The organism is Deinococcus puniceus (genome assembly GCF_001644565.1).
Lineage (GTDB): Bacteria > Deinococcota > Deinococci > Deinococcales > Deinococcaceae > Deinococcus > Deinococcus puniceus.
In genome coordinates this window covers 175,001-190,999 of record NZ_CP011387.1, presented here as the reverse complement: position 1 = coordinate 190,999, position 15,999 = coordinate 175,001, and the positions used below count along the sequence as shown (strand labels likewise).

Here is a 15,999-nt window from a genome sequence, read left to right as displayed (position 1 = left end):
GCGCCCTACCACACCCACGCTGAACCGGGTTCATTGCCTTCGTTCAGCATTTGGTCTAAAACACTGAACGTGCCCACACGCTTGCTGCCGCTGCTCTCCGACTTTCCTCAATCGGGGGAGGCATTGGGGGCACGGCTGGGCGTGGGGCGCGTCACAGTAAACACGCTGGCGCGGCGGCTGGAAGAAGACGGCGTGCCCGTCGTCGTTTCCCGTGAGGGATATGCACTGGCGGTAGGCACGCCTGCGCCTGCTTTGGTGGCCCCTCTGCTCACCACCCACACCTTCGGGCAAGCCCTGCGCTACGCCGGAACCGTGACCAGCACGCAGGACGTGGCCCGCGCTTGGGCCGACGATGCCGACGACCCGGCCCCACACGGCGCAGTCGTGGTGGCCGAACGCCAAAGCGCGGGCCGGGGCAGGCGCGGGCGGGCCTGGGAGACCACGCACGGCACGCTGGTCTTCAGTGTGCTGCTGCATGGTCTGACCTTGCCCGAACTGGCGCTGATTCCTTTGGCGGCGGGGGTGGCGGTGCAGGCAGCGGCCCGAATAGGTGGTCTGCCGTGTGGTTTGAAGTGGCCCAACGACCTCCTTGCAGCGGATGGCCGCAAGCTGGCAGGCATTTTGCTGGAAGCCGACCTACGCGGCGAGGAAGTCCGGCGGGCGGTGCTGGGCATCGGCATCAACGTGTCTGCCGCACCAGACGGGGCCGCTTGCCTGACGGAATGGAGGCCCGGCCTGACCCGCGCCCGCCTGTTGGCCGACCTGTTGGCGGCGCTGGAGCACTGGCTGGCGCAACCGCCCGCGCAGATTTTGGCGGCGTGGCGGCAGGCCAGCGTGACCCTAGGCCAACCGGTGCAGGTGCAAACGCCGCGTGGCCCGGTGGCAGGCACGGCGCTGGACATCGACGCTCAGGGCAGCTTGTTGGTGCAGATTTCCAGCGGCGAAGTCATCACGATCAGCGCGGGCGACGTGCAACTGGTGGGGCAGCTTGTCGGGCCACTGGCCTCCCCCATTCCCCAATCCAGCTAAGATTCATTCACACCCCAATTCAGCCTCTCTCAGACCCACAGGAGTTCCCATGACGCACGCTGCACCCCGCTTTCCCACGTTGGCCCAAACCCTCGCGCCCAGCCGCTCCATTACCCGTGATATCGCCCTGATCGTAGGCGGCGCGGCCTTCGTGGGCCTGCTGGCTCAGGTCGAAATTCCGCTGCAACCTGTGCCCCTGACCCTTCAAACGCTGGGCGTGCTGCTGGTGGGCGCGGCGCTGGGCTGGAAACGGGCCTTTGCGGCGCTGGCCCTGTACGTGGTGGCCGGAGCGGTGGGCCTCCCTATGTTCGCCGGGGGCAGCGCGGGCCTGTACGCGCCTACGGGCAAGGTGCGGGCCAGCCTCGGCTACCTGCTCAGCTACCCCTTCGCCGCCGCACTAGTAGGCTTGTTGGTGCAGCGCTACGCCCTAGACCGCAAGTTCCTCGGCACCTGCTTAGCCATGCTGGCAGGCAGCGTCGTCATTTACGCCTTAGGTCTGCCCGGCCTCAGCATCCTGACCGGACTGGAGGGCAACGCCCTGTTCGCGGCGGGCCTGACCCCTTTCCTGATCGGTGACACCCTGAAGCTGGGGCTGGCCGCGCTGCTGCTGCCTGCGGCTTGGGGACTTGTGGGACGCAAAGAGAGCTAAAGATCGGCGCTGGGCCATGAGCTTCGGGCCATCAGCTTTGGGCCATCAGCTTTGGGCCATAACATCACCACCAAAAAAGCCCCCGCTTCTGCACTGCAGGCGGGGGCGTCTTGCGCTGGGTTGTCGATGCCTTCCGTTGTGAGGAGTGCCCCGGCGCAAGCGTGACTACAGCTTAGGCGGCGGCCCTTGCCCGCGCATCCGTCAAAAGGCGGAGGGAGCGCGGGCTACAGGCTGGGAATTATTCCGCGACAGCAGCAACGGTGGCGACGCTGGCGACTTCCACACCACCGTTCTTGATGGCGGCCATCACGCGGGCGCGGATTTCGTCTTCCATCTCGGGGCGCTCGGCAATGTAGGCAATGGCTTTCTCTTTGCCCTGCCCGATGCGCTCGTCGCCGTAAGAATAGAAGCTGCCCGCCTTCTTGATGATGTCCATGTCGGCGGCGAGGCCCACGAGATCGGCGATCTGGTCAAAGCCCTTGCCGTACACGAGGGCCAATTCCACTTCCTTGAAGGGCGCGGCGACCTTGTTCTTCACGGTCTTGATCTTCACCGTGTTGGCCACCGCGTCGTTGCCGACCTTGATGGGCTGGCCGATCTTACGGACGTCGAGGCGCACCGAGGAATAAAACTTCAGGGCGCGGCCTCCGGTAGTGGTTTCGGGGTTGCCGTACATCACGCCGATCTTCTCGCGGACTTGGTTGATGAAAATGGCAGCGGTGCCCGTCTTGCTGAGGATGGCTGTCAGTTTGCGGAGGGCCTGCGACATCAGGCGGGCCTGCAAACCGGGCAGGCTGTCGCCCATGTCGCCCTCGATTTCGGCGCGGGGTGTCAGGGCGGCCACGGAGTCCACCACCACGACGTCAATTGCGCCGCTGCGAACCAAGAGTTCCATGATTTCCAGCGCCTGCTCGCCGTTGTCGGGCTGAGACACCAAGAGTTCATCGGTATTCACGCCCAAAGCACGGGCATACACGGGGTCAAGGGCGTGCTCGGCGTCGATGAAGGCGCAGGTGCCGCCCGCTTTTTGGGCCTGAGCCAAGATGCTGAGGGCCAGCGTGGTCTTGCCGCCCGACTCGGGGCCGTAGATTTCGGTGACGCGGCCACGAGGAATGCCGCCCACCCCGAGGGCCAAATCGAGGCTCAGGCTGCCCGTGCTGATGGTCTGCACGTCCAGCTTGGAATCCGCGCCCAGCTTCATGATGCTGCCCTTGCCGAACGATTTCTCGATCTGGGTCATGGCGTTCTCGATGGCCTTGGCGCGTTCTTTGGCGTCGCTGGGAAGGTGCAAAACGGTGTCTTTGTTGCTGTCCTTGCTCATGGTGTACTCCTTGGGGGCTGCGGCCTATAGGGTGCTGTGGGCGCGGGCGGAAGAACGGTGTTCAGGGGGATGGTGGGTCAGAATTCGGCGGGTTGGTCAGGTGCGTCCGGCGTGGGCGGCTCTGGTTCTGCCGCGCCAGCACGGAAGCGGAAGGTGCTTTCGGTTTGGTACAGCGGCCCGGTCTTACGGAGGATGGAGCGTGCCAAGACGGCGCTGCTCGCCTGCCAGCCGAGATCGAAGGTTTTGGGCGGCACACGCGGGGCCGGGCCTTTTTTGCGGGCCAGCGTGATGTGCGCCTTGAACGGTTGCTCGTCGGTGGCGAGGCCCAGCGCGGCAATCCCTTCGCGCAGGTTCGCGGCCAGTTCGGCCAGTCCTTCAGCTTCCACCTTGACGAACCACACGCGGGGGCTGCCCTCGTTGGGAAAGTAGCCGGTGCCGCGCAGCCGCACGTCCAACGTGGACACATTCTGGGTCAGGTCTGCGCCCAGTTTGCGGAGTTCGCCCAATCGTTCCGGCGGCACCGCAGGCAGATACGCCAACGTGACGTGCATCTGATCGGCCCGCACCGCCCGCCAGTTGCCCTTCAGGAGCGACTGGGTTTCGGCCAGCGGCGTAGAAATGTCGCGGGGCAGGGTGAGGGCGTAGAACAGGCGCAGGCTGGGTTCCGGCGCGGGAGTTTCTATGCGTGCGGGACGGTCTGGCCGAGACTGAGTCTGGTTTTTATTCTGAGGCTTGACGGCGGGCGCAGAAGCTTGTGGCCCCCGCTTGGGTGCAGGTTTAGGAGTGGGCCGGGTCACGCCTGTACCTCACGGGTTTGCAGGCTGCGGAGGGCCAAGGCAAGTGCCGCCATCGCTGCTCGTTCGCGCACTTGGGGAGCGTCTCCGGGCCAGTTGATATGGGCCGTTTTCTGCAGACCATCCGTGTCCAGCGCAATGTAAGTTTGTCCGGCCAGTTCGCCTGCTGTGGCTGTGACTACGGCCAAGCCCACCGCCGCGCCCAGATATTCACGCGCTCCGGCGGCCAGTTCGCGGGCGGCCTGCTCGCTGACCACGCCGTGTGCATTCAGCGTAATGGGGGTCAGGCCCAGCGTAATCAGGCGGGCGTGGTCTACGGTCACAGCGGCGTCCAGAAAGCCCGGTGCATCCGCCAAAGCCGCACAGACCGTGCCGCCGCTGCCCGCCTCGATGACGCCGAGGGTGCGCGTGCCTAGGGCCTGAGTCAGCACCGAGGCCAACGTGTCGGAATCTTCGCCCCAAATCCAGCGGGCCAGTAGGCCGCGCACCCCCTCCAGCACAGGCAAAGCCAACGCTTCGGCTTCCTGCGCGGTGGGCGCACTGGCCGCCACACGCACATCCACACCGGTTTTGCGGGCGTAGGTGGCCACACTCGGGTTGGCCTGCCGGGTCAGTGCGCCCAACAGTTCCGCCACGTTGCTTTCTCCGATGCCCTGCGTATGCAGCGTCACGGCATGAAAGGCGCGGGCTGGCAAGGGCAGGCGCGGCAAGACTTGTTCGCGCCACATGCGGTGCATCTCAAAGGGTGGGCCGGGAAGGGCGACGATCAGTTTGCCTTGAGAACGCACAAACCAACCGGGAGCCGTCCCAACTGGGTTGGCGAGAGCTTCGGCACTGGGAATCAGCCACGCCTGCTTACGGTTCACTTCGGGCATGGCGCGGCCCCGGCTTTCGTACAGGCCGCGCAGGTGCGCCATCTGCTGCGGGTCTTCGGTGGGGGTCTCGCCCAGCGCGGCGGCAATAGCTTCGCGGGTAAGGTCATCGTCGGTGGGGCCGAGGCCGCCGCCCAGAATCACCAGATCAGCCCGCGACAACGCCAACGTAATAGCGTCGGTCACGCGGCCAAGGTTGTCTCCCAACACAGTTTTTCGGTGCAAAGTGACCCCCCTTTCCGCCAATTCGCGGGCCAAGAACGCGGCATTGCTGTCGACGATTTCGCCCAGCAACAGCTCTGTTCCGACACTGATAATTTCTGCTAACAGCATAACCACCTCACGCAAGTATAGGTCAAAACGAAACGAGATGCCAGTGCCGGAGGAGCATCGGCAGGAAGAATGGAGGGGAAACGGAGACTCACCCGACGAGTGTAGGCCGGGGCAGCCTGCTGGTGGCTGTGCTGCGGGTTCAGGTAGCTGTGCAGAGGCTGGGAAGCCACTCTCAGGCGGCTGTTGCCGTGCGCTTTGACCCTAGACCCTTAGACCGTCTTCCCAGCCCAACAACTCGCCCCGGCTTTGGCCGATGCTCTAGGCTGTACGCCATGACCCTCTGGACGTCGCCGCCTGCGCCCTTGCCCCCGCCTGCCTTCGGCCCCGATCCGGCCCTGCTGCACCGCCTGACCCGCGACCTGACGCCTACACAGGCGCAGCATGTGGCGATCCTGACACCGCAGGGCATCACAGCCAACAGCGCGGCGCTGGCCGGAGCCTTGCGCTTTCACCGCTTCCCGCTGCATGCAGTCACGGGGCTACCCATGCAGGCCGCAGACGACGGCGGGCTGTCTGGACTGCTGGGCGGCCTCGTGCGTGCCCTGACGCCTGATAAAGACGACACAGCGGGCAAAAAGGGCGTGACCGTACATTGCCGCGACGAAAAGAGCGGGCCGTACCGCCGCGTGTATTCCAAGCCCGGTTATGCCTACCAGCACAGCACGGTGTACCTGCCCAGCGACGTAAAAGGCGAGATGAAAGAGGAAAAGGAAGCCGGGCACGGCGACACGGCGTTCGTGTACGTGGGCGGCTGGGGCGGCAAGGGCGGCGCGGTGGACGCCGGATTTCAGCACGGGCGCTATCTGGGCGGGCCGCAGGACGACTGGGCACCGTTCTTTTTGGTGCAGCAGATGGGCGGCCCCAGCGCCATTACCTTATCGGACGAAAAGCAGGCCGGGGGCGCACCGTGGCGGCTGCTGGCAGGCCAAGAAGCGCAACTGACCTTCTGGGTCACACAGGACGCCGACTTGACCGTGCTGAGCATGAACATGCAGGGCGAAACCAGCAAAGACCGCGCCCCGGCCACCCTGACCTTGCGTGCGCCGATAGACGCCCGCTTTGGCTGGAGCGCCGAGGGCGGCGCAAATATCCTCAAGCGCATGACCACTATCGGGCAGAAGTACGGCCAGCAGAACCTGAGTACGGGCAGCTACATGAAAGGCGTGCGCTGGCAAGGCAGCCGAATTGGAAGGGCAGAAGCCGACGCCGGGCCCTGGGTGGCCGAGCAGACGGGCGGCTACTGCACCTTTCCCAGTGCGGAAACGGCTGAAGCTGGGGCCGAAGAAAGCCTCCGCAGCGACGGGCAGGGGCCGAAGTGGTCTATTCAGTTTCAGGACGCGGGCAATGAAACGGGAAGCGTCTTCTTGAAATAGGGCTGGTTGTGAGCCATAAGCCATGAACACCACTTTTCTGTTGCTTGTCTCCGAGGTGCCCCAATGACTGCACACCCTTTTCTTGCTGTTCTCGCCCTCGCCTTAGCTGGAACCAGTCAGGCCGCATCCACGCCCACAGACCGCGCCCCCGTCGTGGTGCGCTTTGAGAATCTGGCGTGGGTCAATGCCCTGACCGCGCTGCCCATCCTGCAAAACGGGCGCGTGCTGGTGCCGCCCACCGAAGCCTGTGATCTGCTGGCGCTGACCTGCACCACGCAGGGCATGACCCTGACCGCTGCTGGGCCATCCAGCACGGAGCAGGCCGTCTCCCTGACCCGTGTGGGCGGCGCATTGATGACCCCTCTGGCCCCCTTGGTGCAGTTGGCGGGCCAGCGCATCGGCTGGAATCCGGCGGCGCGGGTCGCCACTATTTACGGCGGCGCAGGCACCGGCAACCCCAACGGCGCAGGCTGGCGCAGCGCCCTGAACGAAATCACGGCCCGCACCACACCCGGCACGAAAATCTATGCGGGCCCGATCAGCGTCAGCATAGGCTCTGTTCGCAGCGGTGTTCCCACCGTGCCGCTGACCCTGAATACCTTGCAACCGCTGAGCGAACTGACCCTGATCAGTAAGGCGGCCAACTCGCTGACCATCACGGGAAGTCTGGTTCCGGGCACGGTAGACGTTCCCAATCCCTTCATAGGCTGCCCGCCCGGTCAAAGCTGCACCCTACCCACCCGCCGAGACGCGCTGTGGACACTGGCCTACGCGACACTACGCTAGAAAACCCCCGTTCAGAAACATAAGCCTGCACACTCTCGCCACTCAGGGGAAAGCGTGCAGGCTGTTATCTGAATTCTTGAACTCAGGCCGTGATGATGTCGATCTGGGCAGGCGCACGCACGCGGCGGCGCACGCCCTGTGAGTAGTCGGTCAGGTCGCCCAGCAGTTCGCTGATGCCCACGCGCAAGAGGTACTGACCACCGGGAAGGGGAGCAAGTGCCAAGAAGGGAGCGCGGGTGAGGGTGTCTAGAATGCTGGTGAGTTCGGCGGTATTCACGCCGCTGCCGAGGCGTTCCGCGAGCCTCTGCACACTGACGATGCTGTGCGCGGGCTGCTGAGACAGCGTGAGCAGCACGAAGGTAAACGCGCCGCGCTGGGCGAGGTGGGCGCTGACCAGTTCCGCGATGCTGGCGGCACTTTCCAAGTCCAGATTGCCCGCCCGCCAGTAGCCGCGCAGGTCTATAGCGCTGATGGGCGCAAGGCGGGCGTGTTCGGTCAGGGCGGCCAAGGCTTCTTCGGTCAGGCGGGGCACTCCAGCGGCGGGGCGTTCCTGTTCGGTGGTGAGAAGGGCGCGGTGCAGGTCGGGCACGCCCGCTGCCTCCTTCCAAGCGGCCTGAGCCATGGCCGCCAGCGTGGGCGCAATAAGTACCGTGTAGCTGTGCTGCGGCCCCAACTCTGCCGTGAGGCGCAGCAGGCCGCCGCCCGGATGATCGAGGCGGTATCCGGTCAGGCGGGCGAGTTCCGTGACCATGCCTTCCGGGGTGGTGGGCATAGGCGGCAGGGCAGAAGCTGCAGGCGGCTGCAGCGCTGGGGCCGGAGCCGCCTTGATCTGCGTGGGATTGAGCTGGGACGGGCTGGAGTCGGTGCCGCTCGGCACGCCGTTTCCGCTGACATACCCGTTGCCGTTCGTGTATCCGTTGTTCCCACTTCCATTGCCGCCGACTACCACGCCGTTCAGACCGCTGCGGGTGGGCGTGATTCTGACCGTGGTGCTGGCCGGAGCCTGTACCGCTTGGCCTGCCTGCACCTGTCCAGCCTGCATCTGTCCAACTTGGGCCGTGACCAGTTGGGCGGTCAGGCGTTCGGTGGCCGGAAGCTGCACTGGAGAAATCTGCAAGGGGGCGGCGTCCCGTGACTCCGCCTTCGCTTCGGCCCTGATCTCGGTTCTGGTTTCAGAGCTCTCGGTGCGGCCCTGCTCAGTCTTGCCGTTCTCCTGTTGGCCTTTCTCCAGTTTGGCCGCGTCGGCTTCGGCGTCAATTCGCTCCATTCGCACTTCCCGCACGTGCGGCGTAGACGACACCACCACCCGGCGAGATTCGGGGGTTTTGGGCAGGGTACGCGGGGGCGGCTGTACGGCGTGCGGCTTCACGATGGCCTCCACCTGATAGCGCGACGGCGCGAGGGCCGTCAGCATCAGCACGTCGTTGACGCCCAAATGCTGGGCGTGGTACAGGCTGCCGAGTCCCCATACCCGTCCCCGCTCGCGGTCAATCTGCACGGCGTGTTCCTGACCCCGGTCATCTACGAACTGGGCCGGGCCGCTCTGAGGAAAATGGCCTTCAATGTATTTGGCAAGGCGCAGGCTGCCTTCTTGCAGACAAGGGCGGGTAATGATGTAACGCATTGATTTCATGCGGGGGTTCCTCCGTTACAAGCGGCCCCGGTTCAGGCGGAGACGCGATCATGCGAATTAATTTGCTCTTAAAGTAGCAGAAGGAGGGGACTGTCAAGCGCACAAGCACGGTCAGGAAGTAAGTCAGGGGGCCATCTGTTAAGAGTTCCGGCCCGTGATCTGTGTTGAAGATCTAAGCCCGCGCGAACATGAAGTGCATGAAGACGCCCCGCTTCCGCCCAACTCCTCTGTGGCTCACGGCCCCGGAAACGCTGCCACAGACGCGCAGAACGGTTATTCTGAGCGCATGACTCTCAGCCTGCAAGAGACGGCCCTGACCTTGGTGCAGCAGTACTACGCCGCCTTCAATGCCGCCGACGCAGCGGGGATGCTGGCCCTGCTGAGCGAAGACGTGCGCCACGACATCAACGAGGGCGAGACGCAGATTGGCCGGGATACCTTTCAGGCCTTCCTGGCCAAAATGGACGCCCATTACCGCGAGCAGGCCGCCGACTTGGTGGTCATGGCCAGCGCAGACGGCACCCGCGCCGCTGCCGAATTCATCATTCACGGGGAATACCTGAAAACCGACACAGGGCTGCCGGAAGCCGCTGGTCAACGCTACGTACTGCCCGTAGGTGCGTTTTTTGAGGTGCGCGACGGTGGGCACGGCCCCCAGATTTCCCGTGTGACCAACTATTACAACCTCGCAGACTGGACGCGGCAGGTGGGCGGCTGAGGCCGGTGCAACTCTCAGTTCTGCCCGCCACAGGCGAGGAACTGCGGGCCGCGCTTCCGGAACTCGCGCGGCTCCGGCAACAGGTCTTCCGGGCCTTCCCGTACTTGTACGAGGGCGACGCGGAATACGAAGAGAACTACCTGCGAACCTACCTGAATGCACCGGGCACAGTGGTGGTGTTGGCGCGGACAGACGGCGGGCGTGTGGTGGGGGCCAGCACCGCCCTGCCCCTCCTGCAAGAAACGCAGGACATTCAGGCTCCGTTCAGCGGGCCAGAGTTTGACCCGCCAGAATTTGACCGCTCGGACGTGCTGTATTTGGGCGAAAGCGTGCTGCTGCACGAGTTCCGGGGGCAGGGCATCGGCCATCAGTTTTTTGAAGTGCGGGAAGCCCACGCCCGCGCCCTCGGCCTAGGCGTGACGGCCTTTTGTGCGGTGCAGCGCGACGAAGCGCATCCCGCCCGCCCAGCCGACTTCCGCCCACTCAATGCTTTTTGGATGGCACGAGGTTATACCGAACGCCCTGACCTACACACGCAGATGACATGGCGTGATGTGGGGGAAACGCAGGAGACGGCGAAGGACATGCGGTTTTGGGTGAAGCGGCTGTAGGGATCGTAGAACTTGGAAAAAGATTCTTCACCACGATCCACCCGCCACGTTCCTACCCCAGCGCCTTCACTTCCGTTTGCAGCCCTTCCAGCGTGACTCGCAGCTGCGCGGCCCGGACTTCTGCCCCGGCCAACCGCGCCTGCTCCTGCTCGGTAAAGCGGGTGTAGGGGCTGATGGCGTCGCGCAAGCGGGCGTCGGCGCGTTCCTGTTCGCGCTCGTATTCGCGGCGCACGATCTGTTCGAGGGCCACGCGCAGGGCGGCCACTTTTTGGCGCAGGCCACGCTGGGCCTGAACTCGTTTGTTGGGCAGCACGAACAAGCCGAGGCTGCCCAAGGTCAGGCCCGCCAAAATGCCGCCCGTAAAATCCAGCGCCGTAGCCCCGATCAGTGCGCCGATGCCCGCGCCGATGCCGATGCCCCCGGCAAGGCCGCCCACCGCACCCTTCAGGGCGTCTTCGGCGTCTTGGGCCAGTTGGCGGCCCAGTTCGTGTTCGGTGGTGGTTTCTAGGTGGTCGCGGGCGCTTCCGGCGATACCCTCCAGCAAGGCTCCCCGGTCATAGCTGAAGCGGGTGCGGGCCACTTCGCTACTGGGTTGGCGGCGAATCAGGAAGGCCTGTACGTCTTCCCAAAAGTGCAGATTGGCCTCCACGAAGCGGTCAATCATGGTGCCGAATTGGCGGTCTATGGCGTCGGGCAAGTCGGCCACCGCCTCGCGCCGAAACGCGTCTTCCAGATCCCGGCTGTTGATCAGGCCGCGCAGGTTGCGAAAGGTCAGCTTGGAATCTATGAATTTGTCGGCCCGTACCTCGAATTCACTGAGCAGGCGGCCCATGCGGTTCAGTTGGCCGTCCAGTTCGCCCAGCATGGTTTCGCGGTGGCGTTCGCGTTGGCCCTCCAGATCGCGCAGGATGGCTACGTCCTCGCTGAGGGTCTGGCGGGCGGCGTGGGCGCGCCCCTCTTCGCCGCTCAGGATTTCGGCGGCGGTACCCAGTGGAGAAGCCAGTTTTAATCGGGTGCGCTCGGTATCCGAGAGCCGCAGCTTCAGGACTTCGCGCAGGGCATGAAAACCCGGATCGCCGCCGCGCTGCTCGCCCCGCGCAGAAATCAGCAGCACGGGCGGCGTGAGGCCCAGCACGCCGCGTGCGCCCGCCTCCACAAATTCGCGCACCTGTGCTTTCTGGGCCTGCGTTTCCAGCAAATCCGACTTGTTGACCACCATGATCACGCTCCGGCCCCAACGGGCGGCCAGACTGAGGAACTGGCGCTCGGACTCGGTGAAGGGGCGGTCTGCACTGGTGAGGAACAGCACCAGATCGGCACGCGGCAAAAACCCCTCCGTGAGCGCCTGATGCTGCCGAATAATCGCGTTGGTGCCGGGGGTATCCACGAGCGCCACGCCCTCCAGACTGGGCAACGGATAGGTCAGGCGACTCACGAAGGGGTCACGGGTGGGTTCCATTTGGCCGGGTTTTTCGCCGTGTACCAGTACATAAATCCGGTCTGTGGTGGGGGTCACGCCTTCGGGCAATACCGACGCGCCCAGCAGGGCATTGACAAAACTGCTTTTGCCCGCGTTGAACTCGCCCACCACCACCAGCAAAAACACTTCATCAAGTGAACGGGTGGCGGTGCGGGCGTAGTCCACGGCTTCGGGCGGTGCACCCTGCGTCTCTAAGAACGCCTGAAGGTCGGCCAAAAGTGTGCGCTCCCGCGTGAGGATGTCTTGAACCCGGTCAGAAACCAGCATGACTCTAGGGTACGCCGTAGGGCGGGGGGCAACGCTGATGGGAGGTTGGGAATTGGGGCGGTGGTGATTGGGGGCGGTGGGAACTGAAGCAGCGTGGAAACCCCCCAGTCTGCTTCGCAGCCAGCCCCCCTTGGAGGGGAGCGCGAAAGATGTTTAGTCCCCATTTCTAAGGGAGGCGTTGCGCCAGCAACGGGCGGGTTCACCTTCCCGCTACACTCCCTCCATGCTCCCCTTCCCTCCCCTCTCCCGCGCTGAACTGCGCCGCTATTCCCGGCCCCTGCTGGTGCCCGAATGGCAGGAAGGAGGCGCACAGGAACGCTTGCGGGCGGCCTCGGTGCTGGTGGTGGGCGCGGGCGGATTAGGCGGCCCAGTGGCGCTGCAACTGGCAGGCGCGGGCGTGGGGCGCTTGGTGGTGGCCGACGCCGACACCGTAGACGTGAGCAACCTGCACCGCCAAACCCACTTTGAACTGGCCGATGTGGGGCGCAGCAAAGCGGCGGTGGCGGCAGCAAGGGTGCAGGCCATCAACCCGTTTGTACAGGTGCAAACCGCGCCGATGCTGACCGAGCAGAACGCCGACGCCTTGATAGCCGATGTGGAGTTGGTTGTAGATGCCACCGACAACTTCGAAGCCCGCTACGCTCTAGCCGACGCCTGTGCCAGAGCCGGAAAAACGTCGGTGTGGGGGGCCGCCAGCGGCACGACTGGGTTGGTCAGTGTGTTCGGGCCTGACCCAGTTGGAAGTGAGGCGAGACTGAGTCTGCGCGACGTGTTTCCCGTGCCGGAAGGGGCCGAATCCTGCGCCGAAGCCGGGGTGCTGGGGCCGTTGCCCAACATCGTAGGCGGCCTGATGGCCCTAGAGGCGCTGAAGGTGCTGGGCGGCGTGGGCGAGACGCTGTGGGGGCGAATCTGGACATTCGATGCCCTGTCTGCAGAAGTCCGGGTGCTTAAACTGCGTCTCAAGTCTCTGTGATGGGGGTAACTCGACTTTAAGAGTCTACTCATTTAATACTCACTGATTTCACCCAGTTTTAAGGGGATTTTTCACATTTAGCCCCCTTTTGTCGCTAAGGGAACAGCAGGTAAATAAGGAGAAATACCCCCGCCAGCGCTTCTTTCCGAGTTTGCTTAAGCCCAAACGTGTGTTACTGTCCATTTGAGCTGAGCAACTGCTCACAATTCATCCCCCGGAGGCCCACCCATGACCAAAAGCACCAAATCTGCCGCCAAGAAACCTGCTGCCAGCAAGACGGCTCCCAAAGGGGCGAGCAAGGCCGCTAAAACGGCTCCAGCACCTGCTGCCGCCGCCAAGGTCGCCAAAACGCAGATCATTGATCTGGTGGCCGACGCCACGACCCTGAGCAAGAAGCAGGCTGCCGAGGCCGTGTCCAGCATGCTTGATCTGGTCGTTGCCGCCCTGAAAGACGGCAAAAGCGTGGGCCTCCCCGGACTGGGCACCCTCAGCGTGGCGGCCACCGCCGAGCGTCAGGGCGTGCGCCCCGGCACGAGCGACAGGATTACCATTCCTGCGGGCAAAAAGGTGCGCTTCAAGGTCGCCAGCACCCTCAAGGGCACGCTCTAACCTTTTCCGTTTCTCCCGCACTTCAGTCACCCTCCGCTCCTTGGGGGTGATTTTTGTTGTCTCAGCATGCCCGGCTCTAGGCATCCGGTTGCAGCGGCCCAGCTCAGTGGATTTAACAAAGCAGTTGATAAAACTTGTATACTTTCGGGGTGATCGTGCCACCGAGCCATGCTCAAGTCGGTGCAGGATCAAAAGGGTACAGAACTTTAGGCAGACTTCATCTAGGCTACGGATTGTCCCCTTTTGTCATGCGTCCCACACGCCCTGCCCTGTACTGCCCAGTACGGTGACCTAAACCGGAGGCTCACCCATGAAGACGTTCCTGATTCTTTCTTTGACTTTGTTAGCCAGTACAGCCGCCGCCAAACCTATTGTCGTGGGAAGCAAGCTTGATCCAGAAGCACAGATCTTGGGCCAGATGATCGTGCTGACCCTGAAGAATGCTGGTTTGGACGTGACCGATAAGACCAACTTAGGTGACACGGGCGTGAACCGGAAGGCGATCTTGGCCGGAGAAATAGACGTGTATCCCGAATACACCGGGAACGCTGTGTACCTGTTCCCCGCTGCCAAAATCACAGCCAAGCAGGCGGGCAGCCCCGGCGTGATCTACGGCTTTGCCCGCCAACTCGACGTGAAGAACGGGATTTCTTGGCTGAAGCCCGCCAACGTGAACAACACTTGGGTCATTGCCGTACCGCAGGCTTTTGCCAGCGCCCAGAAACTTGCCAGCGTGACCGATCTCGCCAAATACCTGAACGGCGGCGGCAAATTCAAGATCGCGGGCAGCCCCGAATTCTTCAACCGCCCGGATACCATGCCCGCTTTCGAACAGGTCTACGGCTTTAAGCTGAAGGCCGACCAGAAACTGACGCTGGCAGGCGCGACCCCGCCCCAGACGCAACAAGCCGCAGCAAGTGGCACCAACGGCGTAAACGCAGCGATGGCCTACGGCACCGATGGCAGCCTGTCCGCCCTGAAACTGGTGGCCCTCAAAGACCCCAAAGGCGCACAGGCCGTGTACCAGCCCGCGCCGATCATTCGCACGGCCACCCTGAAAGCCAATCCCCAGATAGAGGCGCTGCTGAACAAAACCTTCGCCACGCTGACGCAGGCCACCTTGCAGGGCCTGAATGCACAGGTGGCGCTGGAAGGCCGCACGGCGCAGAGCGTGGCCCAGACGTACCTCAAGAGCAAGGGCCTGATCAAGTAAGTATGCAGGCAGACGGCGGCAGGTTGCGTGGGTTCTTCCCCAGTTGGGATCAGCCCCGCCTGCTGGCCACCGCGTGAGCATTCCTAATCCAGCAGGGGCGGGGGGCAATCGGCCTTCCGCCCCACTGCTGTCGGCGGCCAACAGTGTGGTTAGCGGGGGGCTGGTCAGAGGGGACGTGCTGCAGGTCTTGGCCCTCGCCGCCCTACCCATGCTGGCGGGGGCATTGTTGCCCTGGGTGCTGCTGCGCCCCAACCGCCTTGCACCGGGGGAATACCTGCGGCTGCCCCCTGCACTCTTGGCCCTGATGGTGATGCTGGCGCTGTTGCCCCTGCTGGCCGCCCGACTTTTTCCGCGACTAACGTGGGCGGCAGCTGGGCTGGCGGTGGTGGCGGTGTTCTGGGTGCTGGGCCTGCAAACCCGTTCCGCCCTTGTGGGTCAGGCCGAATTTGCACGGGCCAGTGCCGCAGCGGGCGTGTGGCTCAGCGGTCTGGGCGCGTTGGTGGCCGTGTACGGCGCGGGCCTGCTGTTGGTGGGCAGGCAACGGGTGCTGGCGTGGGCGTGGTTGCCCGCTGTGCTGGCGTTGGTGGGGACGGGCCACCTGTCGGGCTGGTCGGTGCTGATAGAAGCCCGCAACGAAGGCCCGCGCTGGGTGCAGGAACTCGCGCAACATCTGCGGCTGGTGGGCACGGCGCTGGGCCTGTCTACCCTGATCGGCGTACCGCTGGCGGTCTGGGCGGCCGGGCGAGAGCGCGTGGCGGTGGCCGTGCTGGGCCTCGCCAACGCCATTCAAACGCTCCCTAGCTTGGCCCTGCTGGGCCTGCTGATCGCGCCTCTTTCCGCCCTCTCCAACGCCTTCCCGGCTTTGCGTGCGGCGGGTATTTCGGGCATCGGGGTGGCCCCGGCGCTGACCGCCATGACCCTGTATGCCCTGCTGCCGATCCTGCGAAACGGCGTGGTGGCGCTGCGGGGCGTTCCGGCAGGCACGGTAGACGCTGCACGCGGCATGGGCATGACGGGCCGCCAGATTTTCTGGCGCGTGCAGGTGCCGCTGGCCCTTCCGGTCTGGCTGAGCGGAGTTCGGCAGGCTGCCGTGCTGCTGGTGGGCGTGGCGTCGGTGGCCGCCCTGATCGGCGCGGGCGGGCTGGGCACCTACATCTTCAAGGGCCTGCAAAGCGCCGCCGCCGACCTGATCTTGCTGGGAGCCGTGCCCGCCGCGCTGCTGGCGATTGGCGTAGACGCGGCTCTGCGTGGGCTGGAAGTCTGGCTGGGCCGCCGTTTCGGGCGCGTAGGCTGATGCTCTTCCTCTGTCTTTTCGGAGTTTCTATGAATGAGCCGCGT

Annotated in this window: 15 protein-coding genes; 10 read left to right on the top strand and 5 right to left on the bottom strand. The window is 64.4% G+C overall.

Annotated features, from left to right (window positions below):
• The first annotated feature begins 69 nt into the window (after positions 1-69).
• Both SU48_RS00905 and SU48_RS00900 read left to right on the top strand, forming a co-directional pair.
• Positions 70-1,029, top strand: coding sequence for a biotin--[acetyl-CoA-carboxylase] ligase (locus SU48_RS00905; RefSeq protein WP_064015763.1), 960 nt, complete (start codon positions 70-72; stop codon positions 1,027-1,029).
• 49 nt (positions 1,030-1,078) lie between these two features.
• Positions 1,079-1,678, top strand: a complete 600-nt coding sequence (locus tag SU48_RS00900; protein WP_064013600.1) for a biotin transporter BioY — start codon at positions 1,079-1,081, stop codon at positions 1,676-1,678.
• 238 nt (positions 1,679-1,916) lie between these two features.
• On the opposite strand, the gene recA is transcribed toward SU48_RS00900, so the two are convergent.
• From recA to SU48_RS00885, 3 genes are all read right to left on the bottom strand, one after another.
• Complete coding sequence (gene recA / locus SU48_RS00895) at positions 1,917-2,999, bottom strand: recombinase RecA (RefSeq protein ID WP_064013599.1); 1,083 nt, start codon at positions 2,997-2,999, stop codon at positions 1,917-1,919.
• 77 nt (positions 3,000-3,076) lie between these two features.
• Positions 3,077-3,796, bottom strand: a complete 720-nt coding sequence (gene thpR / locus SU48_RS00890; protein WP_064013598.1) for an RNA 2',3'-cyclic phosphodiesterase — start codon at positions 3,794-3,796, stop codon at positions 3,077-3,079.
• The gene (locus SU48_RS00885) at positions 3,793-4,998 is read right to left on the bottom strand and encodes a CinA family nicotinamide mononucleotide deamidase-related protein (protein WP_064013597.1); all 1,206 of its coding nucleotides are present in this window, start codon (positions 4,996-4,998) and stop codon (positions 3,793-3,795) included. The genes thpR and SU48_RS00885 overlap by 4 nt, the downstream gene beginning before the upstream one ends.
• 272 nt (positions 4,999-5,270) lie before the next feature.
• Here SU48_RS00885 and SU48_RS00880 point away from each other — a divergent pair, with 272 nt between their 5' ends.
• Positions 5,271-6,371, top strand: coding sequence for a hypothetical protein (locus SU48_RS00880; RefSeq protein WP_064013596.1), 1,101 nt, complete (start codon positions 5,271-5,273; stop codon positions 6,369-6,371).
• A gap of 63 nt (positions 6,372-6,434) precedes the next feature.
• Entirely contained in the window at positions 6,435-7,157 is a 723-nt protein-coding gene (locus tag SU48_RS00875; protein ID WP_064013595.1) for a hypothetical protein, read from the top strand.
• Positions 7,158-7,239: 82 nt separating this feature from the next.
• On the opposite strand, the gene SU48_RS00870 is transcribed toward SU48_RS00875, so the two are convergent.
• Positions 7,240-8,790, bottom strand: coding sequence for a hypothetical protein (locus tag SU48_RS00870; protein ID WP_064013594.1), 1,551 nt, complete (start codon positions 8,788-8,790; stop codon positions 7,240-7,242).
• 286 nt (positions 8,791-9,076) lie between these two features.
• Here SU48_RS00870 and SU48_RS00865 point away from each other — a divergent pair, with 286 nt between their 5' ends.
• Both SU48_RS00865 and SU48_RS00860 read left to right on the top strand, forming a co-directional pair.
• Complete coding sequence (locus SU48_RS00865; RefSeq protein WP_064015762.1) at positions 9,077-9,508, top strand: ketosteroid isomerase-related protein; 432 nt, start codon at positions 9,077-9,079, stop codon at positions 9,506-9,508.
• 5 nt (positions 9,509-9,513) lie between these two features.
• On the top strand, positions 9,514-10,119 hold the full coding sequence (locus SU48_RS00860; RefSeq protein ID WP_064013593.1) for a GNAT family N-acetyltransferase: 606 nt from the start codon (positions 9,514-9,516) through the stop codon (positions 10,117-10,119).
• Positions 10,120-10,171: 52 nt separating this feature from the next.
• On the opposite strand, the gene SU48_RS00855 is transcribed toward SU48_RS00860, so the two are convergent.
• Positions 10,172-11,866: a dynamin family protein gene (locus SU48_RS00855; RefSeq protein WP_064013592.1), complete on the bottom strand. Its 1,695-nt coding sequence runs from the start codon at positions 11,864-11,866 to the stop codon at positions 10,172-10,174.
• A 223-nt stretch (positions 11,867-12,089) separates the two neighbouring features.
• Here SU48_RS00855 and SU48_RS00850 point away from each other — a divergent pair, with 223 nt between their 5' ends.
• The 4 genes from SU48_RS00850 to SU48_RS00835 all read left to right on the top strand — a co-directional run bounded on the left by SU48_RS00850 (position 12,090) and on the right by SU48_RS00835 (position 15,955).
• Positions 12,090-12,839, top strand: coding sequence for a HesA/MoeB/ThiF family protein (locus tag SU48_RS00850; RefSeq protein ID WP_064013591.1), 750 nt, complete (start codon positions 12,090-12,092; stop codon positions 12,837-12,839).
• Positions 12,840-13,067: 228 nt separating this feature from the next.
• Positions 13,068-13,448 (top strand): HU family DNA-binding protein, encoded by a 381-nt coding sequence (locus SU48_RS00845; RefSeq protein ID WP_064013590.1) that lies wholly within the window; start codon positions 13,068-13,070, stop codon positions 13,446-13,448.
• Positions 13,449-13,758: 310 nt separating this feature from the next.
• Positions 13,759-14,661 (top strand): glycine betaine ABC transporter substrate-binding protein, encoded by a 903-nt coding sequence (locus tag SU48_RS00840; protein ID WP_064013589.1) that lies wholly within the window; start codon positions 13,759-13,761, stop codon positions 14,659-14,661.
• A 175-nt stretch (positions 14,662-14,836) separates the two neighbouring features.
• On the top strand, positions 14,837-15,955 hold the full coding sequence (locus SU48_RS00835; RefSeq protein ID WP_064013588.1) for an ABC transporter permease: 1,119 nt from the start codon (positions 14,837-14,839) through the stop codon (positions 15,953-15,955).
• Positions 15,956-15,999 lie beyond the last annotated feature (44 nt).

Coding starts and splice junctions, on each gene's coding strand:
- SU48_RS00900 (WP_064013600.1), top strand. CDS start 1,079: ATGACGCACGCTGCACCCCGCTTTCCCACGTTGGCCCAAACCCTCGCG.
- recA (WP_064013599.1), bottom strand. CDS start 2,999: ATGAGCAAGGACAGCAACAAAGACACCGTTTTGCACCTTCCCAGCGAC.
- SU48_RS00885 (WP_064013597.1), bottom strand. CDS start 4,998: ATGCTGTTAGCAGAAATTATCAGTGTCGGAACAGAGCTGTTGCTGGGC.
- SU48_RS00880 (WP_064013596.1), top strand. CDS start 5,271: ATGACCCTCTGGACGTCGCCGCCTGCGCCCTTGCCCCCGCCTGCCTTC.
- SU48_RS00875 (WP_064013595.1), top strand. CDS start 6,435: ATGACTGCACACCCTTTTCTTGCTGTTCTCGCCCTCGCCTTAGCTGGA.
- SU48_RS00870 (WP_064013594.1), bottom strand. CDS start 8,790: ATGAAATCAATGCGTTACATCATTACCCGCCCTTGTCTGCAAGAAGGC.
- SU48_RS00865 (WP_064015762.1), top strand. CDS start 9,077: ATGACTCTCAGCCTGCAAGAGACGGCCCTGACCTTGGTGCAGCAGTAC.
- SU48_RS00855 (WP_064013592.1), bottom strand. CDS start 11,866: ATGCTGGTTTCTGACCGGGTTCAAGACATCCTCACGCGGGAGCGCACA.
- SU48_RS00850 (WP_064013591.1), top strand. CDS start 12,090: ATGCTCCCCTTCCCTCCCCTCTCCCGCGCTGAACTGCGCCGCTATTCC.
- SU48_RS00845 (WP_064013590.1), top strand. CDS start 13,068: ATGACCAAAAGCACCAAATCTGCCGCCAAGAAACCTGCTGCCAGCAAG.
- SU48_RS00840 (WP_064013589.1), top strand. CDS start 13,759: ATGAAGACGTTCCTGATTCTTTCTTTGACTTTGTTAGCCAGTACAGCC.